The organism is Roseovarius sp. EC-HK134, assembly GCF_902498815.1.
Lineage (GTDB): Bacteria > Pseudomonadota > Alphaproteobacteria > Rhodobacterales > Rhodobacteraceae > Roseovarius > Roseovarius mucosus_A.
Map to the genome: position 1 here is coordinate 911,393 of NZ_LR701544.1, position 22,520 is coordinate 933,912.

Genomic DNA, 22,520 nt, shown 5'->3' on the forward strand with positions numbered 1-22,520 from the left:
CCCATCCAGAGTTGTTGCCTGTCTCATTCGGTGTTACCTGCCTTGGACCTTTCACGCAACGCATGGCCGCGATGACAGAGCCTTTGATCCTCTTGGGACTTGAGAGCAGCTGCGATGATACCGCCGCTGCGGTGTTGCGCATTGGCGCAGATGGCCGGCCAAAAATCCTCTCCTCAGTGGTGCATGGTCAAACCGCGCTGCACGCCGATTTCGGCGGGGTCGTGCCGGAAATCGCGGCGCGCGCCCATGCGGAAAAGCTGGATATCTGCGTGCGCGAAGCGCTGACCGCAGCGCATCTGACACTGCGCGATGTGGGCGCCGTTGCCGTCACCTCTGGTCCGGGGCTGATTGGCGGGGTGATCGCTGGGGTGATGTGTGCCAAGGGGATCGCTGCGGGCGCAGGCCTCCCGCTTATTGGCGTCAACCATCTTGCGGGCCATGCCCTGACCCCGCGCCTCACCCATGATGTGGCTTACCCCTATCTCATGCTGCTGGTCTCGGGCGGGCATTGCCAATTCCTGATCGTGCGCGGCGCGGATGATTTTACCCGCCTTGGCGGCACCATCGACGACGCCCCCGGCGAGGCGTTTGACAAAACCGCGCGCCTCTTGGGCCTACCACAGCCCGGCGGCCCCAATGTGGAACGCGAGGCGCTAAAGGGCGATCCCACCCGCTTTCGCTTTCCCCGGCCTTTGCTCGATCGTCCGGGGTGCGATATGTCCTTTTCCGGGCTGAAAACCGCCCTCCTGCGCACCCGTGATGAGATCGTGGCCCAGAAATCCGGCCTGACGCGTCAGGATCGTGCTGATCTTTGTGCCGGGTTTCAGGCCGCCGTGCGTGATGTTCTGGCTGAAAAAACCCGCCGCGCCCTGACCGCCTATCTGGCAGAGGCACCCGCCACCCCGGTCATCGCCGTCGCTGGCGGTGTCGCCGCAAATACCAACATTCGCGCCGGGTTAGAGACTGTTGCCGCAGAAATGGGCGCAGCTTTTGTCGCGCCCCCGCTGGCGCTCTGCACTGATAATGCCGCGATGATCGCCTATGCCGGGGCCGAACTCTTTGCGCTTGGCCACCGCGATGACATGACCCTTGCCGCCCGCCCCCGTTGGCCCTTGGATCACACCAGCCCTGCCATGCTCGGCAGCGGCAAGAAAGGGGCCAAGGCATGATCCTCATCTGTGGCGCGGGCGCATTCGGCACGGCCCTTGCCGTGACATTGGCGCAAAACGGCCCCGTCACCCTCTGGGCGCGCGACCCGGCCCACGCCGCCGAGATGCAGCAGACACGCGAGAATACGCGCCGCTTGCCCGGCATCTCCCTGCCGGACAGCGTGACCCTAACCACCGGCCCCGTGCCCAAGGGCGATACCCCCTGCCTGCTTGCCATGCCGATGCAGACGCTGGGCGGTTTCCTTTTGGAACATGCCGAATCCCTCGCCCGCCGCCCGCTGGTTGCCTGCTGCAAGGGCATGGACCTGACCACGGGCCTCGGCCCCACCGGCCTCATCGCGCAATCCTGTCCTACGGCAACCCCCGCAATCCTCACTGGCCCCAGCTTTGCCCGTGACATCGCCCTTGGCCTGCCAACGGCGCTGACGCTCGCCTGCGGCGACGACCACACCGGCCAAATGCTGCAGCGCTGCCTTACAACGCCTACCCTGCGCCTCTATCGCAGCACCGATACGCTGGGCGCGGAACTGGGCGGCGCGCTCAAAAACGTGATCGCCATCGCCTGCGGTGCCGTCATCGGGGCCGGTCTGGGCGAGAGCGCGCGCGCCGCCCTGATGACCCGTGGCTTTGCCGAAATGAACCGTCTTGCCCATGCGCTGGGCGCGCACCCCCAGACGCTTGCGGGCCTCTCGGGCTTTGGTGATCTGGCGCTCACCTGCACCTCTGACCAGTCGCGCAACTACCGCTACGGCCTGAGCATCGGCAAAGGCGCAGGGTTTGATCCCTCCCTTACCGTCGAAGGTTCCGCCACCGCCCGCGCCGTCTTGGCCCGCGCACAGGCGCTCTCTCTCGATATGCCCATCACCCATGCCGTCACCGCGCTTGTCACAGGCGAATTGCACGTGGCGCAGGCGATGGATATGCTGCTGTCACGCCCATTAAAGGAAGAATGATGCTCATTGCCCTGATCGCCCGCGACAAACCCGGTGCTCTGCAAACCCGCCTCGACACCCGCGAGGCCCATGTCGCCTATCTCAAGGACACCGGCGTGGTGTCTCAGGCAGGTCCGCTGCTCGATGACGCAGGCCAGATGATCGGCTCACTCGTCATCCTCGACGTGGCCGATATGCAGGCAGCACAGGATTGGGCCGCCGCTGATCCCTACGCCAAGGCGGGGCTTTTCGCCAATGTCGAGCTGATCCCGTGGAAAAAGGTCATCTGATGCGCTACTGGCTGTTCAAATCCGAACCCTCAACCTGGGGCTGGCAGGATCAGCTGGCCAAGGGCGACGCAGGCGAGGAATGGGACGGCGTGCGCAACTATCAGGCCCGCAATTTCATGCGCGAGATGGCCGTGGGCGACCGTGGCTTTTTCTACCATTCCCAGAGCGAAAAAGCCGTAGTTGGCACCGTCGAGGTCATCGCCACCGCCCATCCTGACAGCAAATCCGACGATCCACGCTGGGAATGTGTGGATATCAAGGCCGTCGCCTCCGCCAAGACACCTGTCACGCTCGACACGATCAAATCCGATCCGCGTCTGGCCGATATGGTGCTGGTGAAAAACTCTCGCCTCTCGGTGCAGCCCGTCACGGCCGACGAATGGCGCATCATCTGCGATATGGCAGGCCTTTCGGGCTAGGGCGTGTTGCGCCCCATCGAAAACACACCCGTCCCGGGCCTGACCCGGGACCTCGCCGAGACGTCATGGGGGCCGGGGCGATGTGACCCCGATCAGACGCAAGGCGCTCTAATCCTCTTTGCCCCAGCCTTCGGATTGCATTTCGCGCATGCGGCTGGCGGTGCGCTCAAACTCGAACGATCCCTCGCCTTCGATATAGAGGTATTCCGGAACCGCCGCCGCCGAACAAATCAGCCGCACGCGCGCCTCATAAAGCGCATCAATGAGCGTCACAAAACGCTTGGCCTCGTTGAAATTGCTGCGCCCCATCTGTGGGATGTTTTCTAGGATCAGCACCCGCGCCGCTTCGGCCAAGGCCAGATAATCCGCCGGTCCAAGGGGATTACCGCAAAGATCATAAAACGTGGCCCGCGCCACGCCATTGTGAAACGCCGGTATTTCCACCGCCCGCTTGTTCACGATAATCGTATGCGGCCCGCCGCGACCCTCGGTCAAACTCTGCCAAATCGTCTCTATCTCGGCCCGACTCTCGGCATTGATCGGGGTGAAATAACTCGGGCTGCCGGTCAGACGATCCTGCCGGTAATCGGTCGGGCTGACCATTTCATGCAGGACCATCCGCTCTTTCAAAAGCTCGATGAAGGGCAGAAACAGCTGCCGGTTTAACCCATTCTTATACAGGTCATCCGGCACCCGGTTCGAGGTTGTGACCACAACCACCCCCGCCGCAAACAGCGCCTCGAATAGCCGCCCCACGATCATTGCGTCCGTGATATCGGTGATCTGCATCTCATCAAAGGCCAACAGCCGCACCGATTTGGCCACCTCCGCCGCCACCGGGGCCAGCGCATCCGCCTCGTTGCGCGCTCGTGCGGCATGCAGCCCGGCATGGATTTCCTGCATGAAGGCATGGAAATGTACCCGTCGGCTGGGCACGGCCAACGTGCTTACAAACAGGTCCATCAGCATGGATTTGCCGCGCCCGACCCCGCCCCAGATATACAACCCCTTGGGCGGCTCCGGCGCGCGGCGAAACCAGCCCTTGCGCGGGGCCTCGTCGAGGCCTGCACGAATCCGCTCGAACTCGGGCAAAAGCGCCTCTTGCGCCGGATCGCGGGTCAATTTGCCATCGGCCACAAGGCGGGCATAAAGATCAGGCAGGGTTTCCATCGGCCTAGCGCGCGCCGCGGGCCAGCTTCTGCATGACGCCCACCAATTCGGCGCTGATCCCCGGCTCTGACAGGGCATGCCCCGCCACGGGGATCATCCGCAGATCGGCACCCGGCCACCGCTCGGCCAGCCGATGCGCCGTCACCGGCGGGCAGATCATATCATAGCGCCCCTGCACGATCGTGCCCGGAATATGCGCGATGCGCGGCATGTCATCCAGAATCTGGCCATCATGATCCAGAAATCCACGATGGGTGAAATAGTGATTCTCAAGCCGGGCAAAGGCGCGGGCGTAATCGGCAGGGCTATCACCACCCACCCCGGTGGAATGCACCGTCGCCAGTGCATTTTCCCAGGCTGACCATGCCTTGGCATGGGCCACTTCCTCGCTCAGGTTGCCCGAGAAAAGTCGGCGGTGATAGGCGGCAATCAGATCGTCGCGCTCATCTTCGGGGATCAATTCCACGAATCGCGCCCATGTTTCCGGCCAAAACGCCCCGGCACCGCCCCCATAGAACCAATGCAATTCCGCCTCGGTCATGGTGAAAACCCCACGCAGCACCAGATGCTGCACCGGCGTAGGGTTCGCCTGCGCATAGATCAGCGCCAGCGTCGCCCCCCAACTGCCGCCGAACACGATCCAGCGGTCGATGCCCAAGGTCCGGCGAATCAACTCGATATCCGCCACCAGATGCCATGTCGTATTCGCCTCGACACTGGCATGCGGGCGCGACCGGCCACAGCCGCGCTGATCAAACAGGATGATCCGGTAAACCGCCGGATCGAAATAGCGCCGCATCGCCGGGCTGCATCCACCCCCCGGCCCGCCATGCAGCACAATCACTGGCAGGCCATCGGGGTGGCCCGATTGCTCCATATAAACGCTGTGCCCATCGCCCACATCCAGCATACGCCGGTCAAAGGGCTCGACCGGAGGATGGAGATATTGCACTGCGCTCTTTTGGCCTGAGAATTTGTCCATGAATGTCCTATATATGCCGCAAGACCAAAAGAGCATATGGAGAGCAGAATGCAAGCCGCTCAGAGCACGATTGATCCCACCGAGGTCGCCAAGTTCGAGGCGATGGCCGCTGAATGGTGGGACCCGAACGGAAAATTCAAGCCCCTGCACATGCTCAACCCCTGTCGGCTGGATTACATCACAACCCAGATCGCGGCAGAGTTCGACCGTGATTTGCGCGATCAGACGCCCTTTGCCGGGCTGCGCCTGCTTGATATCGGCTGCGGTGGCGGTCTTTTGAGCGAACCGATGGCCCGTTTGGGTGCAACCGTGGTCGGGGCCGATGCCGCCCCCCGCAACATTCCCGTGGCCCAGGTGCATGCCGCGCAATCCGGGCTCGACATCGACTATCGCCACACCACCGCCGAGGATCTGGCCGCAGCAGGCGAACAATTCGACGTCGTGCTCAACATGGAAGTGGTCGAGCATGTGGCCGATCCGCTGACCTATCTCACGGCCTGCCAGCAGCTTTTGAGACCGGGCGGGCTCCACATCTGCTCGACCATCAACCGCAACCCCAAAAGCTATGCGATGGCCATTGTGGGCGCGGAATATGTCATGCGCTGGTTGCCCAAAGGTACGCATGACTGGGCCAAATTCATCACGCCAGACGAGCTATACGATCTCTTGCGCAACGCCGCGCTCGAACCTGTGGATCGCAAAGGCTTTGTCTTTAACCCGATCACATGGGGCTGGCGCCTGTCAGACCGGGACCTGAGCGTAAATTACGTGACGGCAAGCGTGAAGCGCTGAGGCGCGGGTTGCTGGGCCGGGGACTAGCGAAGCAACGGCCATGGATGCCACTTAATGCCAGTCAAGTCCGTATGACTTCACGGTGAAGCGCTCCCTCTCGAAATCGCTAGGCCGCGGGACGGCCCAGCGATCCGCGCGGCGGCGCTACGCGCCTTGTTCCGCGCGGGTAGCAGACGAACTCACGTCCCCGGCTCCAGCCGCGCCCGTAATTCCCGCAGAACCGGAAGGCTGGCGCGCACGCGATCTTCGCCCAGATCGCGGATCAGGTCCGAAACCATCGGCGTGATCGCCGCCATTGCGGCATCGCGCGCCTGACGACCCGAGGGGCTGATCGCCACCATCTTGCGCCGCGCATCATCCCAATCGGGGCGGATATGCACATATCCCGCCCACTCCAGCTTGGACAGGGTATTGGTCATCGCCCCGCGTGTGACATGGAAACTTTTCGCCAATTGTGCCGGGCTCCGCTCATCCCCGATCCGCGCCAGATGGTTGAGCACCGAAAAATGCGAGATTTCCATCCCCTTCGGCAACACCCGTGTCAGACGGCTGCGGATCAACTGCTCATTCGTAAGGATCTCGCTAAACAGCGCCACGGCAAGGGAATTGCTGGTCGTATCGGTCATTCAGGGCCCGTCAAACGCTCTATCATGGCGCAGCGAAGGCACGCGCCTGCGCGCTTGTGCCACCGCATCGGGGTCAAGATCAACCATCACGATGCCCGGCTCAACGCCACCATCGACAAGAACCTCTCCCCATGGTGCCACAACCATACTGTGCCCATGGGTTTGACGGGTGCGTCCAGTTGTCGCGGCATGGATGCCGGTCTGTGCCGGAGCCAGCACAAAACAGCCGGTTTCAATGGCACGGGCGCGCAACAGCACCTCCCAATGCGCGGCCCCGGTCACATGCGAAAACGCCGCCGGAACGGTCAGCACAGTGGCCCCCGCCTGCGCCAGACGCCGGTGCAAATGCGGGAAACGCACGTCGTAACACACCGTCATCCCCAGCTTGCCCAGTGGCATATCGGCCAGAACCGCCTGATCACCGGGGCGAAACCCATCCGATTCGCGATAGGTTTCTTCGGGGGTGACATCCACATCGAACATATGAATCTTGTCATAGCGCGCGACAATCTCGCCATCCGGGCCAATCAGAAACGACCGGTTGGCAAAGCGCCCATCGGGATCATCGGTTTTCAGCGCGAGCGACCCGATCAAAAGCCAGACACCAGCCTCTGCCGCGCGCGCGCGCAGGCCCGCCAGTGTCGGATCGCTCTCTTCGGGGTGCAGCACGGCATTTTGATGCGTGCGGCTGCCCGAAACACAATTGGTAACCTCAGGCGTCAGGATAAACTTGGCCCCATCCGCAATCGCCGCATCCATCATAGACAGCGTGACCGCCAGATTGGCCTCGGGGTCATCGCTGCTACTCAGCTGCAAAAGCGCCGCGCGCATCGCCGTCACCCGCGCAACAGCGCGTCAAGCTTGCCCGCCTGTTCCAGCGCATAAAGATCATCACAGCCACCCACATGGGTGGTGCCTATGAAAATCTGCGGCACTGTATGGCGGCCATTGGCGCGCTTCATCATCTCAGACTTGCGCGCGGGCTGTGCCAGCACGTTGATTTCTGAAAAATTAACGCCTTTCTTCTGCAACAGGCGTTTGGCCGAATGGCAAAACCCGCAGAGCGGTGAGGTGTAGATTTCGACTGGTTTCATGATTGGGATCCCCGGTTCGCTGTCGCGCGAACTTAGGCATCCTTGACGGCGCGCGCCAGTGTCACAACGCTCACTTCCCCGCTACCGGCTGAAAAACAGGCCTGCGTCGCCACCGACAGCGTCGCCCCCGAGGTCATGACATCGTCAACAATCAGAACCGAACGCCCGGCAATCAATCCCCTATGCCGCGCCGTTACTCGAATCGCATCGGTCAGCATGGCGTGTCGCGCCTCGACACTCAGCCCCTTCAGGCTCTGCGTGCGTTTGAACCGCGTCAGCAGGTCAGGGCAGCATGGCAAACCGGTCTCGCGCGCCAATCCCTGTGCCAAAAGCGCCGATTGGTTGAACCGCCGCGACAGCATCCGCCCCCAATGAAGCGGAATGGGCGCAATCAGCGTATCGGGCCGCAACAGGGGCTGCGCCGCCCGCGCCATCCACTTTGCCGCCGGGCGCACCACATCATGCCGGTCGCCATGCTTGAGCATGAGGATCAGTTTGCGCCCATTCTCATGATAGCGAATCGCCGCGCGCCCCTGCGACCACGGCCGCGCCATGCGCAGGCAGTCATCGCAATGCGCGGCCTCCGCATGCCCCTCACCGGGCAGCGGCACGCCGCAGGTCTCGCAGACCAGCCCCGAGATGAACGGCGTATCCCGCCAGCACGGGCCACAAAGACCGAAATCGCTATCCACCACCGCGCCGCAAAGCGTGCAACGGGCGGGATAAACCATGCGAACCGCCGTTTGAAAAGCTGCTGCCAGCACTCTATCCTTGCCCCATGACCCAAACGCTCCTGACAGATCGCGCCGCCCTCACTCGCAACCGCCTGCGCGCCCAGCGCGCACCGGCGCTCTTTCTGCACGAGATAGCGGCGGATGAGGTCGAGGATCGCCTGACCTTGGTTAACAAATCCTTTACCGCACCCGCCGTGGTGACGGGTTTTCCGCATTTCTGGCAATCCCGGCTGCCAGAGGCGCGCATCGTCGCGGATGATGAGGTGCTGATGCTGGAACCCGGCGCGCATGATCTGGTCATCCTCGCCCTCTGCCTGCATTGGGCCAACGATCCTGTGGGTCAGCTTATTCAGGCCCGCCGCGCGCTGCGCCCCGATGGCCTGCTGCTCGCCGCGCTCTTTGGCGGTGGCACGCTGCACGAATTGCGCAGCGCCTTGGCTCAGGCCGAAGCAGAGGTCAGCGGCGGCCTCTCGCCCCGCGTCCTGCCAATGGCCGAAATCCGCGATCTGGGCGCGCTGATGCAGCGCGCGGGCCTTACCCTGCCGGTGGCCGATACTTTGCCGCTTCGCACCAGCTATGCCGATCCTCTGGCGCTGATGCGCGACCTGCGCGCGATGGGCGAATCCAATGCCATGAGCGCGCGCCATCGCGCACTAACCCCGCGCCGCATGCTCTACCGCGCCTGCGACATATATTCACAAGCCTTTGGTATGGATGACGGACGCATCCCCGCCACGTTCGAGATGATCTTCCTCACCGGCTGGGCCCCTGACGCAAGCCAGCCCCAGCCGCTGCGCCCCGGATCAGCCAGCGCGCGCCTTGCCGATGCGCTTGGCGCGGTGGAAACCCCGTTGAAAGATTGACCTTTCAGGCACAGCCTATATGTCACCCCTGTCCCGGAACTCACAGGAATGACCAAGCCATGCTTGATGCCAGCCATGATGCCGCCCGCCCAGAACACGCCGCCGCCGATCACCCCAAGGTGCCGCGCGCGAAAACCGGTGTGCTCTTGGCCAATCTCGGGACACCGGATCACTACACCTACTGGCCCATGCGCCGCTATCTCAACGAGTTCCTGTCGGACCGCCGGGTGATCGACTACAGCCCGTGGAAATGGCAGCCACTCTTGCAGCTCATCATCCTGACCAAGCGGCCCTTTACCAGCGGGCATGCCTATAAATCCATCTGGAACGAGGATAAGGGCGAAAGCCCCCTGATGACCATCACCCGCGACCAGACCACCAAAATGGCCGCCGCGATGCAGGAGCGCTATGGCGATCAGGTCATGGTGGATTTCTGTATGCGCTATGGCAATCCCTCAACCAAATCCAAAGTGCGCCAGATGGTCGAGGCGGGCTGCACACGCATTCTCTTCTTTCCGCTCTATCCGCATTACGCCGGTGCCACCTCGGCCACCGCGAATGATCAGTTCTTTCGCGCCCTGATGGATGAGACATGGCAGCCCATCGCCCGCGTGGTCGAACCCTATTTTCAGAACCCGCTCTATATCGAGGCGCTCGCGCAATCAGTCGAACGCGCCTACGCAGAGGTTGAAAAGCGGCCAGAGATCCTTGTGGTCTCCTATCACGGCATGCCGAAACGCTACCTGATGCAGGGCGACCCCTATCATTGCCAATGCCAGAAAACGACCCGCCTGCTCAAAGAGCGGCTGGGTTGGGAAAATACCGAGATCACCACAACGTTTCAGTCGGTCTTTGGCCCCGAAGAATGGCTCAAGCCCTATACCGTAGACGAAGTGGCCCGCTTGGCCCGCGAAGATGGCAAAAAGCGCATCGCGGTGATGGCCCCCGCCTTTTCCGCCGATTGCATCGAGACATTGGAAGAGATCAACGAGGAAATCCGCGAAAGTTTCGAAGAGGCCGGCGGTGAAGAATTCACCTATATCCCCTGCCTCAACGACGATGACGCCCATATCAAGGCGCTCTCCTCCATTGTAGAAACCAATCTCAAAGGCTGGCTCGATTAAAGCTAGCCCGCGCCTTGGCAGTGCCCGGATGCGGTGATCTTGGTGGTCCCACCTGAACTGCCTCTTTTATGGCGAGGGTAAAGATGTCGTATCGCAGCGCGACGATTACGGGCGGCCCGGTTGCAGTGATCGGAAGCGGGCTTGCAGGCATAACAGCAGCGATGCGCCTTGCGGATGCCGGGCTCCGGGTGGTGCTGTTCGAGCGCAATGAAACGCTCTTTTCCGGTGCAAGTGCCGTGTGCGAGGGCAAAATCCACCTAGGATATACCTATGTGCTCGATTCCAGCCATACGACAACGCGGCGGCTTCTCTCAGGGGCGGTGCGTTTTCGGCCAATCTTGACCCGCTGGATACCCGAGGCCGGTCTCGGACTGTCAGAAAAACCGTTTCTTTACGCTTGCCCCCGTGACAGCATGGTGCCCAAGGACGGGGTCGCAGCCCATCTCGCGCAGACTCAGGAGGAAGCCGATTCTTGCGGAGCAGACCTGATATGCAAACGCGACCTGCGCTTGCGCCCTCTTAACGCCAGCGAATTGGGCGCCCTCTTCGACACGACCGAAATTTCGGCCGCATGGGAAACCAACGAGCTTGCAAGCTCTCCAAGGACGAAACGGCCCTTTCTGTTATCTGCCCTTGGCGCGCAGCCTCTGGTGGAATCGCGGACAAAGGCCGAAGTCACGGGGATCACCCGCGAAGATGATCACTTGGTGATAACATGGGGGGCCGATGGCCTGCGCGAGAAATTCGGCGCAGTCATCAACGCAAGCTGGGAACAGCGGCTGCGGCTTGACCGGTGTCTAAACCTGTCGCCACCGCGCCAAGCTCTGCATCGCTTCAAATGTGGCTTGCATCTTCAGAGCAAAGACCTTGCAGAGCGAACACCCAACGTGACCTTTGTCATTGGCGAATACGGCGACACGGTCGCATACGGAGACAGGGTTTACGCAAGCTGGTATCCGGCAGGCATGTTGAAAAGCGAAGTCGCGCTGGCACCTGATCCGGCACCGGTCTGCATAACGCCCAGCACAGCTCGGCACATCACCGAACAAAGTATCGCGGCCCTCGCGCGCTATATGCCCGGCTACGGTAACGCGCTTGCGGAGTATACAAACGATTTCGAGGTGCGGGGCGGATACATTTCAGCCTGGGGCACCTCTGGCATCACCGATCCCAACAGCGGATTGCACAGCCGGGCAGAAATAGGTGTGACAAGCCTGCCAAGGTATCACTCGATCAACACCGGCAAATACGTTATGGCACCGAAATACGGAGAAGAGGCAGCTTTGCGCGTGTTGTCTGAGATGGGGCTTGATGCGTGATCACCGTATGTATTCCCGCCTATCAGGCCGGTGCCTTCATCGGCGAAACGGTGTCCTCCGTCTTGGCGCAAAGTTTCGATGATTTTCGTATCGAGATCGCGATCGACCCATCCGAAGGGGATAAAGACAGCACAGAGGCGGCGCTAGAGCCGTTTCGCGACGATCCGCGCGTGAATATCTCTACCAATCCCCGACGTCTGGGATGGGCAGGAAACTTCAACGCGCTGCTGCAACGGGTAGAAACCCCGTTCTATGCCCCGCTCCCCCATGACGACATTTGGGCGTCCGACTATCTCGCAACGTTCTTTCCTTTGGTCTCTGAACACCCAAAGGCATCGGTTGCTTATGGCGATATGACGATGTTCGACGCCAATGGGATAACCGGATTTAGATCGGTGGCCTTGCCGCAGGGCGAGGATCGGATGACACATCTGATCCGCTTTATGGTGCAGGGGGCCCATGCCATGCCGTGGCGCGGCGTGACGCGCCAAAGCGCCATCGCAGTGACCCAAGGCTTCCCAACAGATTTATGGGGCGGATTTGCCGTCGAGGCGGAATACGCCCTCGGTCTTCTAGAGGCCGGGCCAGTAATTCATGTTCCAAAAGCGCTCTATCGCAAACGGGTCTTTCAGCCACAAGAACGCATGTCTGCCTCAAAGGCCCGCACCATAGACTGGGCGGTAGAAGACCGTTTGAACGCTTGGAATAGACATTGCCACGCGCTTGAGGTTCGGATGCGGCGGATGATGTCGACATTCAAACCCACCAGCCATGAGGTTTTTCTGGCTGAATTGGCGTTTCGCGCCGCGATGCTCATGCGACGCCATTCCTTTGTGACACCGGGGCTGGACAAGGCCGAACTGGCATCGCTGGCATCGCTGCGCTCTTACCTGCCCTCGATAGATCACCCGCTAACCCCATGCGTGGCTGAGCAACTTAAGTGGTTCATCCTGAACAACTCTCATCCTGCTGATTTCGCTTGATAAAGCAGCGTTTTTCTTTGGTTTTGGATGCAGCCTTTGGTATTATTGCAGTCAGAACCCTGCAATTTCGAGCTGCGATATGAAGCCCAGAAAGCCGCCCCTGGAACAGGATGATCTTCTGCGCCCACGATTGGTCGAGATGATCGACATGCGCCACGAACTGGTGAAGCTCGCCGCCCTGATCGACTGGGAGGTCTTCGAGCGGGAATGGGCGGGGCTGTTCCCTTCCCCGGTCGGTCGGCCCGCCACGCCGACCCGCCTGGTCGCGGGGCTCTTCTATCTCCAGCATGCATTCCGGCTGTCCGATGAAGCCGTCGTGGCGCGGTGGGCGGAGAACCCCTACTGGCAGCATTTCTGCGGCGAGACTTTCTTTCAGCATCGCCTGCCGATCGATGCCTCGTCGATGACCCGCTGGCGCAACCGGATTGGTGAAGAAGGCGTGGAGTGGCTGCTGACCGAGACGATCAGGGCTGGGCAGCGCGCCGGGACGGTGCAGGACGACCATCTGAAGAAGGTCACCGTCGACACCACGGTGATGGAAAAGAATATCGCGCACCCCACCGATGCCCGGCTTTACGAGGTCGCACGGCGCAAGCTGGTCAGGTTGGCCCGCGAGGCCGACATCAGTCTGCGCCAGAACTACAACCGCCTCGGCCCCCGGCTTTGCGGTCAGGTCGGCCGCTATGCCCATGCCCGCCAGTTCAAACGGATGCGCAAGGCCCTGCGTCGGCTCAAGGGCTATACCGGGCGCGTGCTGCGCGACATCGAACGGCAGGTGGACAAGGTGGCCGAGGGACCGCTGAAAGCACGGATCACCGAGGTGACAGCGCTGGTAAACCGGCTGCTGGCGCAGAAGCCGAAGGACCGCAAGAAGCTCTACAGCCTGCATGAGCCGGCCGTGGACTGCATCTCGAAGGGCAAGGCGCACAAGCGCTACGAGTTCGGCACCAAGGTCAGCGTCGCGACCACGACGCAAGGCGGCTTCGTCGTCGGCATGCGGGCACTGCCCGGCAATCCTTATGACGGCCACACCCTGCACGAGGCGCTGGAACAGGTGGAGATCCTGACCGACCGGCGCCCGGACATGGCCTTCGTTGATCGCGGCTACCGCGGCCATGGCGTCGAGACCGTGAAGGTCTTAATCAGCGGCGCCCGGCGCGGCGTCACCAGGGCGATCGCGAAACTGCTGCGACGGCGAAGCGCCATCGAGCCCATGATCGGGCACATGAAGACCGACGGCCGCCTGACCCGATGCCCCCTCAAGGGAACGACAGGCGACGCGCTCTTCGCGGTCCTGTGCGGCTGCGGTCACAACATCCGCATGATCCTGCGCCACCTGAGGGTCTTTTTGCGCCAGCTCATCTGGCTGATAACTGTGTTCCGAAGGATCACTCGGGGCATCGACCGCCATCATGAACTGCAAACCGTCGCCTGAGATCGTTGTTCAGGATGAACTAAGTGGTTTGACCGCGCTGCGCAAAGTCGGACAGAGTAATGGCCCGTGTCTGGGACCAATCCCAATCAGGCACAAAAAAAGGCAGTGGTTTCCCACTGCCTTTTCTTTTGGTGCCGTTGCCAGACTTAGTCAGCAGCGATAACAGCCGCGACGATTGCCAGCAGAACCAGCGGAACCCAAACGCCAGCGGCGGACGAGCTTGCAGCGGTTTCTTCAACAACGACCGGTGCCTCGATAACGGGCTCCGACAGGTTGCCTGCAAAAGCGGTCGAAGCAGCGGCGCTCAGGGCAGCAGCGAGAACGAGTTTCTTCATGATTATCCTCCAGATTTTGGCATGACGTTGCAATATACAACGCCAAGCACCCAAGACTTAACCTCGTAAGATTTTCTAATCAGCAATCCAGAGCGATTGCAATTCTATCTTGGGTCCGCCACCCAACAAATCGCCTCTTTTTCGTCAAATTAGCAACACCTGCGTGCCGACCTTGGTCAAAGAGAACAATTCCGCGATGTGCTCGTTGTAAAGTCCGACACAGCCATTCGACGACCGCCGCCCAATTTTGCGCGTGTCATGGGTGCCGTGAATGCGGTAATAGGTCCAACTCAGATAAAGCGCGTGGGTGCCCAGCGGATTATCCGGCCCCGGCGGCACAAAGGCCGGCCATTCCGGATTGCGCTTGAGCATCGAGGGCGTAGGGCGCCAGCTTGGCCCCTCCACCTTTTGCACCACCGATGTGCGGCCACGCCGCGTCAAATCGTCGGTCAGCGGCACCGAGGATGGGTAAAGTTTATAAACCGACTGATCCGCGCTCCAGAAATGCACCGCGCGCGAGTCGATATCGACCAGAATAGCCCCGTTGTTCAGGTTCGAAAAATAGGGCCGCCAATCCAGCATCCGGAACCCGGAAATATTGCGCCGCACCGTTTCTTCTTCTAGGCCACGCTCCAGTTCGACGGTATCCGCACCGTCCACACCTTGCGCAAGTGCCGGGGCACCCAGCAACGCCGCTGCTCCGGTCAGAAACGTGCGCCGGTTCCACGAAATCCGAGAGTCATGGGTCATGTGAGAAACTCCAGTCAGGCAAGCCGATGATCCGTAAGGTATAGGGTGCCAAGATTTCCGCCGCAAATCAAGAAAGTCACAACGCGCGATGTTCTGCGCATGTGGGTTTGAATCGCAACGCAAGCCGGGCTAAAGCAGAGGTCTAAACAATTTTCGGGTGGTTCTGCATCATGGCGCGTCTCTACATCCTGTTGGTCTCGGCTCTTTTGGCTCTTTCCGCCTGCGCCGCACCGCCCCCACCACAATTGGGCTCGGATGGCAAACCGCTGCCGCGTGTCTACCGAATCGCCGCGGGCCAGACCTCCGAGGTGCAGTTCCGCATGCTCGATTCGGTCAATTCTCTGCGTCAGGCCGCCGGTCAGCCGCCGCTCACACTTGATTCTGCCCTCACCGCCGCCGCCGCAACCCATTCGCGCGATATGTCGGTGCAGAATCGCCCCTGGCACTTTGGCTCAGATGGCTCCTCGCCGCTCGACCGCGTGCGTCGCGTTGGATATTCCGGCTCCCTCGTCGGCGAGACTATCTCGGAAACCTACGAGACAGAGCTTCAAACCCTCGCCGCTTGGATGGAACAAGAGGGCACGCGCCGCGTGATCCTCTCTCCCGAGGCGCGCAAAATGGGCTTTTCCTGGCTTCAAGAGGATGGCGGCAAGATCTGGTGGACAATGATCCTCGGCACCTGATCACGCATTAATCGTGATCGGCGTCCCGTCGCGGACCATGGCATAGACATCCTCCATCTCGCGATTCTTGACCGAGATACAGCCAGCCGTCCAATCTGGGCTTAAAAAGGCCAGTGCGTTCGGCTCGCCATGGATGAAGATATCTCCACCCGGTGATTTGCCCAAGGCCTTGGCATAGGCAATATCCGCCTCATTGGGATAGGAAATCCCAAGCGACAGATGAAACGCGCTGTTGGGATTGCGCCGGTCGATGTGATACTCGCCCTCCGGCGTGCGCCCATCCCCCTCGAATTGCTTATGCCCCGAAGGCGAAAAGCCAAGATCAACCTTGTACCGCTCCAGCGCGCGATTGTGATGCAAGAGAAACATCTCTCGCTCACCCTTGTTGACAATCACCCGCGTCACATCGGGGCCACGATAGGTGCGAAATTTAGAATCCTGCCTGCCACACGCTGCCAAGGCGCTCAGCCCCGCCAGCAACACGAACCGTCTGTTAGATTTCATTGTTTTTATCCGCTCACTGCTCGTGATTCTAATACCAAAAAAAATGCGGGGCTTGGTAGAAAAATTGCTCCGTTCACGCCTTATTCAGTGTGAATCCGGCCACCAATTCCACATGCGCCGACCAACGGAATTGATCCACCACCCGCACCGGACCCATCGCATAGCCCGCCGCAATCAGGGTCTTGGCGTCTCGGGCAAATGTCACCGGATTGCAGGACACATAGGCCAGCCGGGGCAGGCTCGCGCGGGCAATCTCGGCAATCTGCGCCTCGGCGCCGGCACGCGGCGGATCAATCACCGCCCCGTCATAGCGCGCCAACTCATCCGCCAAGAGCGGTCGACGGAAAAGATCACGCGCCTCTGTGCTCAGCGGATAGAGCCCCGCAGCCCCACGCCGTCCGGCATCCAGCGCCGCCAGCATCTCGGCCTCCCCCTCAACCGCATGTACTTGCGCCCGCTGCGCCAAAGGCAGGGCAAAGGTGCCGCAGCCAGCAAAAAGATCAACGATCCGCCGCGCCCCCGCCAAAATAGTCTCTGTTTGCGCCAAAAGCGCCGCTTCACCCTCTGCCGTGGCTTGCAGGAATGCACCAGGCGGCGGCACAACCCGTGCCCCGCCAAACACCTGCACCGGCGCGCGCAGCGTCACCACAACCTCGTCCTCCCAGGCCAGCCGCGCCAGATCATGCCGCTCAGCCAAAGCCGCCAAGGCAACACGCAATGGTCCATCCAGCGGCTTGCCATCCGTAACCGCCACATCCAACCCAACCAAAGACCGCGTGACGCTGACCGCCAGCGCCGCCTTGCGGCTCGTGCCTGTCTCAGCCAGATCACAGGCCACGCTAAGGCCGCGCATCACCTCGGGATGCAGCAGATGGCAATCAGGGACCTCAATGATCACATCGCTGCCACGGGCATGAAACCCGGCCATCGCCCCCTTTTTCGTGCGTTTTGCAGCAAATGTTGCCCGCCGACGGGATCGCGGTGGCGAAGTATGGATCGGCTGAAATTCAGCCACGATGCCATGCGCTGCCAGCGCCGCGCGCACCACCTCTTGCTTCCACGACGCAACAAACCCGTCTGACGCATGTTGCACCTGACATCCGCCACAGGATCGGAAATGCCGACAGGGCGCACTCACCCGATCCGAGGATGGCAAAAGAATGCGCACATCGGTCAGGGTTTGACCGTTCAAAGTGCCCGAAACCCGCTCACCGGGCAGGGTCAGAGGTGCGTACACCGGCCCCTCGGCAATGCCGTCGCCCTGATGCCCCAACCGTATGATGTCATGCTCGCTCATGCCTGCGCCTTTACCCCGCGCCGCGCCGCTATAAAAGCCCACTCACAGAAGATCGTCGCGTGTCAGCGCAAACCCCGACTCGATCCAGCGCCGCTCCAACGCGTGCAACCGTTCACCCAACGCGGGGCCGGTATACTCTGGCATCAGGTCCGCCGCTGTCACTGGAAACCTTGCCTTGGCCCCTTTCGCCAAATCCTCGGCATCGCGCGCCTGCCAGGTGTTTTCCAGCAGCGCCGCGCGCAACAGCAAGATCGCGCGCCCCTCCGCGAACCCGTGGCGATAGCCCAACTCTGCCGCGTGCATCATGTCTGCCGCCGCGCCCCTCAAACTATCCAGCCGCCGCGCCTCTGCCCGCGACAGGCGCAGCCGCTCCGCAGCCGCCTCTCCGCCCAGCGCGGCCAACCGTAGAATCGCATCTGGGGCTGTGTTTGTCTCTGATTCCAGATGCACCAACAGCGGCAAGGCGCGCGCATCGCTTCCGGGCAGAACCACAGCCAACACTCCCGTCGCCTGCATCGCGGCCACAGACGGTGCCGGGTCAGGTGCGGCGAGCAGCTTGCGCATTTCCGCCCCCACACGCTCGCGCGACAGCCCGCCAATCCCTTCGACATTGCCAGCACAGGCCGCCAACCCCTCGGCGTCAAGCCCGCCTTCGGGATCACCATACCAGGCATGAAACCTGAAAAACCGCAGAATACGCAGATAGTCCTCGCGAATCCGTTGATCGGCATCTTCGATAAACCGCACCCGCCGCGCGCGCAAATCCTCCAAACCGCCCAAAGGGTCGACCACGGCACCATCAGTCTGGGCATAAAGCGCATTCATCGTAAAATCGCGCCGCCGCGCATCGGTGCGCAAATCGCTGGCAAAGGCCACCACCGCATGACGACCAAAGGTCTGCACATCCTCGCGAAAGGTCGTAACCTCATGGCCGATGTGACCCGAAACCACCGTAATCGTGCCATGTTCAAGGCCCGTCGGCACCGGCTTTAGCCCCGCCGCATGGGCCAGCTCCATCACCATCTCGGGCCGGGCATCGGTGGCGATATCAATATCCCCCACCGGCATCTCCAACAGCGCGTTGCGCACGCAGCCGCCGACAAAGAGCGCCTGATACCCGCCCCCGGTCAGCATGGCACAGACCGCCTGCGTCGCCTTATCCTCGATCCATGCGCCGGAAACCTTCATTCCGGCCCCGCCAGATCCGCCAGGTTACGCAGAATGCGCGCCGTCGCCCCCCAGATGTAATAGGGGCCATAGGGCACCGCATAATAGCGCCGCCAATCCCCCCGCCAGCGGCGCTTTTCGACCCTATATCGGCCCAACTCTAGCAAATGCGCCAAAGGCACGTCGAACACCTCATCGACTTCGCCCTGCTCGGCCCGCGGCTCGAACGCCCCATGCACCCGCGCCAGAACCGGCGTCACGTCAAAGCCGGTCACGGTCTCGTGCCGGGGCAAGAACCCCAGCACCTCGACGCTGCGCCGGTCTAGCCCGATCTCCTCCTCCGCCTCCCGCAGCGCGGTGGCCGTGATATCAGGATCACCCGCATCCTGCTTGCCGCCCGGAAACGCAATCTGCCCCGGATGATGCCGCAACTTCGAGGACCGTTTGGTCAGAATCACGCGCCCCTCGCGCACCGGCACCAATACCGCCGCCGCCCGCAATCTGCGCCCTTCGGGCAAAACAACACCGGGATTTAGATCATAATCCGACGAAGGCGCGCGCGCCGCCCGCAATGCGCGCAGCGCTCGCTCCAGCGGATCAGTCACTGCCCCCCGCCCCGTCATCCTTGGCCTCGAACCCGACAGTGGCCGGGTCCAGCCGGTAATGCGCCCCGCAAAACTGGCAATCGGCGGTCACAATCCCCTCTTCGGTGGTCATGGTCGCAATATCGCGCGCAGAATAGATCGACAGACTGCTGCGCACCCGCTCTTCCGAACAGGTGCACCCAAACCGCACCGCCTGCATATCGAAAACGCGCGGCCCCTCTTCGTGAAACAGCCGCACCAAAAGATCCGTTGGCGCAATCGACGGGCCGATCAGCTCCAGATCCTCGACCGTATCCAGCAAGACATTGGCGCGGTTCCAATTTTCGGCATCGTCGCCGTCCAGAATATCCTGCGGCTGCAACAGCCCGCCATCGCCCGACCCGCCGTCATTGGCAAAGGGCGACGCCTTGGGCATGTGCTGCAACATGACACCGCCCGCGCGCCAATGCTCCACACCGCCCGCCTCTGTCGATTTCCCGAAACTAAGCGCAAAACGCGTGGGCAACTGCTCGGACTGGGCAAAATACGCCTCGGCACAGTGGCGCAACGCCTCTCCGGCAATGGGCGTAATCCCCTGATAGGGCGTGGTGCCCTGCCCCTGATCCAGCATCACGGCGAAATACCCCTCGCCCAACTGATCGAACGGACGCGCATGGCTCAGCCGCTCTGCGTCGAAACTGGCATAGGCGCGCATCCGCGCAGGCTCGTCCGGCTCGCTTGGCCCATAGTAATCGGTGGCAATCATCCGCACCGCACCGCGCGTCTGCACCTGCAACGACAGCTTCCACCGCAGCTTGATCGTCTGCCCGATCAACGCCGTCAAAAGCGCCATTTCCGCAATCAGCGCTTCAACCTGTGGCGGGTAATCATGCTGTTTCAGAATCCCGTCCAGCACCCCATCAAGGCGCACCACCCGCCCTCGAATATCCGCGCGGTCAAGTTGGAATGGCAGGATCGTATCATCCCAAGCGATTTTCTGTCCAAGTGTCATGGGCTTTCCTTTGGGTCTCGACTTGGCATATCGCGCCTGTACCGTCAGGACAAGCCAACCCCAAGAGAGGTGCCACGTGATCAGACGATTCGGAGACAGCCCCCGGCCCGATGTGGCCTATCGCCTGCGCCCCGGTGCCTATGCCATCCTACCGCATCGCGGGCGGCTGCTTGTGACCCATCAGGCAGAACCGCTGCCAGAATTGCAATTACCCGGCGGCGGCATTGATCCCGGCGAATCACCCGTGCAGGCGCTCTATCGCGAGGTGTTCGAAGAAACCGGCTGGCTCATCGCCCGGCCCCGACGGCTCGGGGCCTTTCGCCGGTTCACCTATATGCCGGAATACGGATTCTGGGCGGAAAAGCTCTGCATCATCTACCGCGCCCATCCGGTCCGGCGCTTGGGCCCACCCAGCGAGCCGGGGCACCGCGCGGTCTGGATCGCACCGGAGCAGGCGGCACGTGACCTCGGGAACGCTGGCGACCGGCATTTCGTCAGCCGGGAAACGCACTGCCTTTGAATTCCAGCAGTACCCCGGAAATATCATCATCAAAGTCAGCATCCCCGGCAAAATCCGACAGTTTCCAGATCAATGATTCGAGCAGCGCCATGCCCCGCGTCTGCCGCAGATCCCGCAGGATATGCGCCAACCCCTCTTCTTGCAGCAGCGCTCCGGTTTGGCCCGCACATTCAATCACCCCATCGGAATGGATCAAAAGGCGATCACCCGGCCCCATCTGCACCTCGAATTGCTCGAACTCGGCCCCGTCGATCAACCCCACCGGCAAACCGCCCGCGCCCACAAATTCCACTGTGCCATCCGCCCGCTGCAACGCCGGATGCGGATGCCCCGCCTGCGACAGGATCACCCGCCCGCTCTCCAGATCGACATCCGCCAGAACAAGGGTGAAATAATGCTCGGTTTCCATCTCTGACATGATCAGCCGGTTCAGCATCGCAATCGCCTGCGCGGGCGGCCGTGCCACGAACCTTCCATCGCGGGTCTTGCGCAGGGCCAGGTTCTGCTCCGGCACAGAGGCCGACAGATACCCCGCCAGCCGCGCCGTCATCAGCGCCGAACTGATCCCATGGCCCGACACATCGATCCCGTATAGCCCGATGCGCGTGGCCCCAATCGGGAACATCCCCACCAGATCGCCGCCCACATGCCCCGCCGATTGCAGCATCAAGGACACCTCGGCCGCGCCGAAATCGCGATAGCGTTCGCTCACCAGCGATTGCTGCAGCTTCTTGGCCTCGACCAAATCGCTATCGAGCGAATCATAAAGCGTCTGCAACTCGTCCAGCGTCGATTTGATCAGCCGGTTCTTCTCAGTCAACTCGCGCTGCATCCGCAGGATACGCGCCCCCGCCGAAATCCGCGCGCGCAGTTCGGCGGCATTGACCGGCTTGGTCAGAAAATCATCCGCCCCCGCATCAAGGCCCAGCGCCACCTCATCCTTGTCACTTTTAGAGGTCAAAAGGATGAAATACCCATAGCTCTCTTGTTGCAAGTCTCTGAATTTGCGGCAGAATTCAAGGCCACTTAACCCCGGCATCATCCAGTCGCTCATCACCAGATCAGGCGGTTGATCCCGGCAAAGTCGCAGCGCCTCCTCGCCCGACTCGGCCTCCTGCACCTCGAATCCCCAGCGCTGCAAAGAGGCGGTCAGGATACGCCGCTGCAATCGGCTGTCATCCACCACCAGCACGCGCTGGATCACCCCGCCGCCCGCATCCGTCCCTGTCACCTGTTCCGCTCGTGATCGCACCGGGGCCACCTTTTACACTGTCCGCCCCCTTCCTAGGCTCACAGGATTTAACGGGATATGAATGTTAAAATTCGCACGAATTTCCAGCCCAGCTTAACCCTTTATCAGCCCTTGGCGCCCAGTCTGATCCCATGTGTCGGAGGGTAGATGATGATCGACTGGGGCCGCGTGCAGGACCTGCGCGATGAAATCGGGGCAGACGCCTTTGCCGAGGTGGTAGAGCTTTTCCTTGACGAGGTGGATACCGAGATCGGGAAACTGCGCCTGCCAAACGCGGGCCAGAACCTTGAGGCGCTGTTGCACTTCCTCAAGGGCAGCGCGCTCAATCTCGGCTTTACCGCCTTTGCCGATCTCTGTCACAGCGGCGAACGCGCCGCCGCCATGGGCGTGGGTGCCAGCGTTGATCTGACCGCCGTGCTCGATTGTTACGCGCACTCGAAATCCGAATTCGTGGCCGGTCTTGATCGGGTCATCGCCGCCTGAG

27 protein-coding genes are annotated in these 22,520 nt (G+C 61.6%); 13 read left to right on the plus strand and 14 right to left on the minus strand.

Annotated elements, in window-relative coordinates; all coding sequences use genetic code 11:
- Positions 1-71: 71 nt before the first annotated feature.
- From tsaD to GC127_RS08225, 4 genes are read left to right on the plus strand one after another with little or no spacing between them, the layout of a single operon-like run.
- Entirely contained in the window at positions 72-1,169 is a 1,098-nt protein-coding gene (gene tsaD / locus GC127_RS08210) for a tRNA (adenosine(37)-N6)-threonylcarbamoyltransferase complex transferase subunit TsaD (RefSeq protein ID WP_151979671.1), read from the plus strand.
- Positions 1,166-2,122 (plus strand): NAD(P)H-dependent glycerol-3-phosphate dehydrogenase, encoded by a 957-nt coding sequence (locus tag GC127_RS08215; RefSeq protein WP_151977500.1) that lies wholly within the window; start codon positions 1,166-1,168, stop codon positions 2,120-2,122. The genes tsaD and GC127_RS08215 overlap by 4 nt, the downstream gene beginning before the upstream one ends.
- Entirely contained in the window at positions 2,122-2,391 is a 270-nt protein-coding gene (locus GC127_RS08220; RefSeq protein ID WP_037298645.1) for a YciI family protein, read from the plus strand. The genes GC127_RS08215 and GC127_RS08220 overlap by 1 nt, the downstream gene beginning before the upstream one ends.
- Positions 2,391-2,810: an EVE domain-containing protein gene (locus tag GC127_RS08225; protein WP_081507268.1), complete on the plus strand. Its 420-nt coding sequence runs from the start codon at positions 2,391-2,393 to the stop codon at positions 2,808-2,810. The genes GC127_RS08220 and GC127_RS08225 overlap by 1 nt, the downstream gene beginning before the upstream one ends.
- A 108-nt stretch (positions 2,811-2,918) precedes the next feature.
- On the opposite strand, the gene zapE is transcribed toward GC127_RS08225, so the two are convergent.
- Positions 2,919-3,980: a cell division protein ZapE gene (gene zapE / locus GC127_RS08230; RefSeq protein WP_008282711.1), complete on the minus strand. Its 1,062-nt coding sequence runs from the start codon at positions 3,978-3,980 to the stop codon at positions 2,919-2,921.
- Positions 3,981-3,984: 4 nt separating this feature from the next.
- Positions 3,985-4,962, minus strand: a complete 978-nt coding sequence (gene pip, locus GC127_RS08235; RefSeq protein WP_151977502.1) for a prolyl aminopeptidase — start codon at positions 4,960-4,962, stop codon at positions 3,985-3,987.
- 48 nt (positions 4,963-5,010) lie between these two features.
- Between pip and ubiG the strand changes: the two genes are divergently transcribed.
- Positions 5,011-5,754: a bifunctional 2-polyprenyl-6-hydroxyphenol methylase/3-demethylubiquinol 3-O-methyltransferase UbiG gene (gene ubiG / locus GC127_RS08240; protein WP_151977504.1), complete on the plus strand. Its 744-nt coding sequence runs from the start codon at positions 5,011-5,013 to the stop codon at positions 5,752-5,754.
- Between the two features lie 179 nt (positions 5,755-5,933).
- Here ubiG and GC127_RS08245 read toward each other — a convergent pair whose 3' ends face one another.
- The 4 genes from GC127_RS08245 to GC127_RS08260 are packed head-to-tail and all read right to left on the minus strand — an operon-like array spanning position 5,934 to position 8,205.
- Complete coding sequence (locus tag GC127_RS08245) at positions 5,934-6,380, minus strand: MarR family winged helix-turn-helix transcriptional regulator (RefSeq protein ID WP_008282714.1); 447 nt, start codon at positions 6,378-6,380, stop codon at positions 5,934-5,936.
- Complete coding sequence (locus GC127_RS08250) at positions 6,381-7,211, minus strand: carbon-nitrogen hydrolase family protein (RefSeq protein ID WP_151977506.1); 831 nt, start codon at positions 7,209-7,211, stop codon at positions 6,381-6,383.
- A gap of 5 nt (positions 7,212-7,216) precedes the next feature.
- The gene (gene grxC, locus GC127_RS08255) at positions 7,217-7,474 is read right to left on the minus strand and encodes a glutaredoxin 3 (RefSeq protein ID WP_008282716.1); all 258 of its coding nucleotides are present in this window, start codon (positions 7,472-7,474) and stop codon (positions 7,217-7,219) included.
- Positions 7,475-7,506: 32 nt separating this feature from the next.
- Positions 7,507-8,205 (minus strand): ComF family protein, encoded by a 699-nt coding sequence (locus GC127_RS08260; protein WP_008282718.1) that lies wholly within the window; start codon positions 8,203-8,205, stop codon positions 7,507-7,509.
- 47 nt (positions 8,206-8,252) lie between these two features.
- On the opposite strand from GC127_RS08260, the gene GC127_RS08265 reads away from it, so the two are divergent.
- The 5 genes from GC127_RS08265 to GC127_RS08285 all read left to right on the plus strand — a co-directional run bounded on the left by GC127_RS08265 (position 8,253) and on the right by GC127_RS08285 (position 13,932).
- Entirely contained in the window at positions 8,253-9,071 is an 819-nt protein-coding gene (locus GC127_RS08265) for a methyltransferase domain-containing protein (RefSeq protein WP_151977508.1), read from the plus strand.
- 59 nt (positions 9,072-9,130) lie between these two features.
- Positions 9,131-10,195, plus strand: a complete 1,065-nt coding sequence (hemH, locus tag GC127_RS08270; RefSeq protein ID WP_008282720.1) for a ferrochelatase — start codon at positions 9,131-9,133, stop codon at positions 10,193-10,195.
- Positions 10,196-10,278: 83 nt separating this feature from the next.
- The gene (locus GC127_RS08275) at positions 10,279-11,514 is read left to right on the plus strand and encodes an FAD-dependent oxidoreductase (RefSeq protein ID WP_199861217.1); all 1,236 of its coding nucleotides are present in this window, start codon (positions 10,279-10,281) and stop codon (positions 11,512-11,514) included.
- Positions 11,511-12,497: a glycosyltransferase gene (locus GC127_RS08280; RefSeq protein WP_151977512.1), complete on the plus strand. Its 987-nt coding sequence runs from the start codon at positions 11,511-11,513 to the stop codon at positions 12,495-12,497. The genes GC127_RS08275 and GC127_RS08280 overlap by 4 nt, the downstream gene beginning before the upstream one ends.
- Positions 12,498-12,576: 79 nt before the next feature.
- Positions 12,577-13,932: an IS5 family transposase gene (locus GC127_RS08285; protein WP_151977514.1), complete on the plus strand. Its 1,356-nt coding sequence runs from the start codon at positions 12,577-12,579 to the stop codon at positions 13,930-13,932.
- Positions 13,933-14,078: 146 nt separating this feature from the next.
- On the opposite strand, the gene GC127_RS08290 is transcribed toward GC127_RS08285, so the two are convergent.
- Positions 14,079-14,267, minus strand: coding sequence for a hypothetical protein (locus GC127_RS08290; RefSeq protein WP_008282723.1), 189 nt, complete (start codon positions 14,265-14,267; stop codon positions 14,079-14,081).
- A 144-nt stretch (positions 14,268-14,411) separates the two neighbouring features.
- Positions 14,412-15,017 carry a L,D-transpeptidase gene (locus tag GC127_RS08295; protein ID WP_008282724.1) on the minus strand — a complete coding sequence of 202 codons (606 nt, stop codon included), beginning with the start codon at positions 15,015-15,017 and terminating at the stop codon, positions 14,412-14,414.
- A gap of 170 nt (positions 15,018-15,187) precedes the next feature.
- On the opposite strand from GC127_RS08295, the gene GC127_RS08300 reads away from it, so the two are divergent.
- Positions 15,188-15,700, plus strand: a complete 513-nt coding sequence (locus tag GC127_RS08300; RefSeq protein WP_008282725.1) for a CAP domain-containing protein — start codon at positions 15,188-15,190, stop codon at positions 15,698-15,700.
- Here the strand turns inward: GC127_RS08300 and GC127_RS08305 are convergent, their stop codons facing one another.
- From GC127_RS08305 to GC127_RS08325, 5 genes are all read right to left on the minus strand, one after another.
- Positions 15,701-16,204, minus strand: coding sequence for a murein L,D-transpeptidase family protein (locus GC127_RS08305; RefSeq protein ID WP_151977516.1), 504 nt, complete (start codon positions 16,202-16,204; stop codon positions 15,701-15,703).
- Positions 16,205-16,277: 73 nt separating this feature from the next.
- Positions 16,278-17,501: a class I SAM-dependent RNA methyltransferase gene (locus GC127_RS08310; RefSeq protein ID WP_151977518.1), complete on the minus strand. Its 1,224-nt coding sequence runs from the start codon at positions 17,499-17,501 to the stop codon at positions 16,278-16,280.
- Positions 17,502-17,543: 42 nt separating this feature from the next.
- On the minus strand, positions 17,544-18,689 hold the full coding sequence (locus tag GC127_RS08315) for a CCA tRNA nucleotidyltransferase (RefSeq protein ID WP_151977520.1): 1,146 nt from the start codon (positions 18,687-18,689) through the stop codon (positions 17,544-17,546).
- Positions 18,686-19,261: a CoA pyrophosphatase gene (locus tag GC127_RS08320; RefSeq protein WP_199861317.1), complete on the minus strand. Its 576-nt coding sequence runs from the start codon at positions 19,259-19,261 to the stop codon at positions 18,686-18,688. The genes GC127_RS08315 and GC127_RS08320 overlap by 4 nt, the downstream gene beginning before the upstream one ends.
- Before the next feature lie 4 nt (positions 19,262-19,265).
- Positions 19,266-20,264 (minus strand): Hsp33 family molecular chaperone HslO, encoded by a 999-nt coding sequence (locus GC127_RS08325; RefSeq protein WP_008282730.1) that lies wholly within the window; start codon positions 20,262-20,264, stop codon positions 19,266-19,268.
- Positions 20,265-20,340: 76 nt separating this feature from the next.
- Between GC127_RS08325 and GC127_RS08330 the strand changes: the two genes are divergently transcribed.
- A complete protein-coding gene (locus tag GC127_RS08330) occupies positions 20,341-20,784 on the plus strand; it encodes an NUDIX domain-containing protein (RefSeq protein ID WP_151977524.1) in 444 nt (147 codons plus the stop codon).
- Here GC127_RS08330 and GC127_RS08335 read toward each other — a convergent pair.
- Entirely contained in the window at positions 20,759-22,015 is a 1,257-nt protein-coding gene (locus GC127_RS08335; protein ID WP_254700037.1) for a PP2C family protein-serine/threonine phosphatase, read from the minus strand. The two genes, GC127_RS08330 and GC127_RS08335, sit on opposite strands and share 26 nt — an antisense overlap.
- Before the next feature lie 168 nt (positions 22,016-22,183).
- On the opposite strand from GC127_RS08335, the gene GC127_RS08340 reads away from it, so the two are divergent.
- Complete coding sequence (locus tag GC127_RS08340) at positions 22,184-22,519, plus strand: Hpt domain-containing protein (protein WP_199861218.1); 336 nt, start codon at positions 22,184-22,186, stop codon at positions 22,517-22,519.
- Position 22,520: the final 1 nt, after the last annotated feature.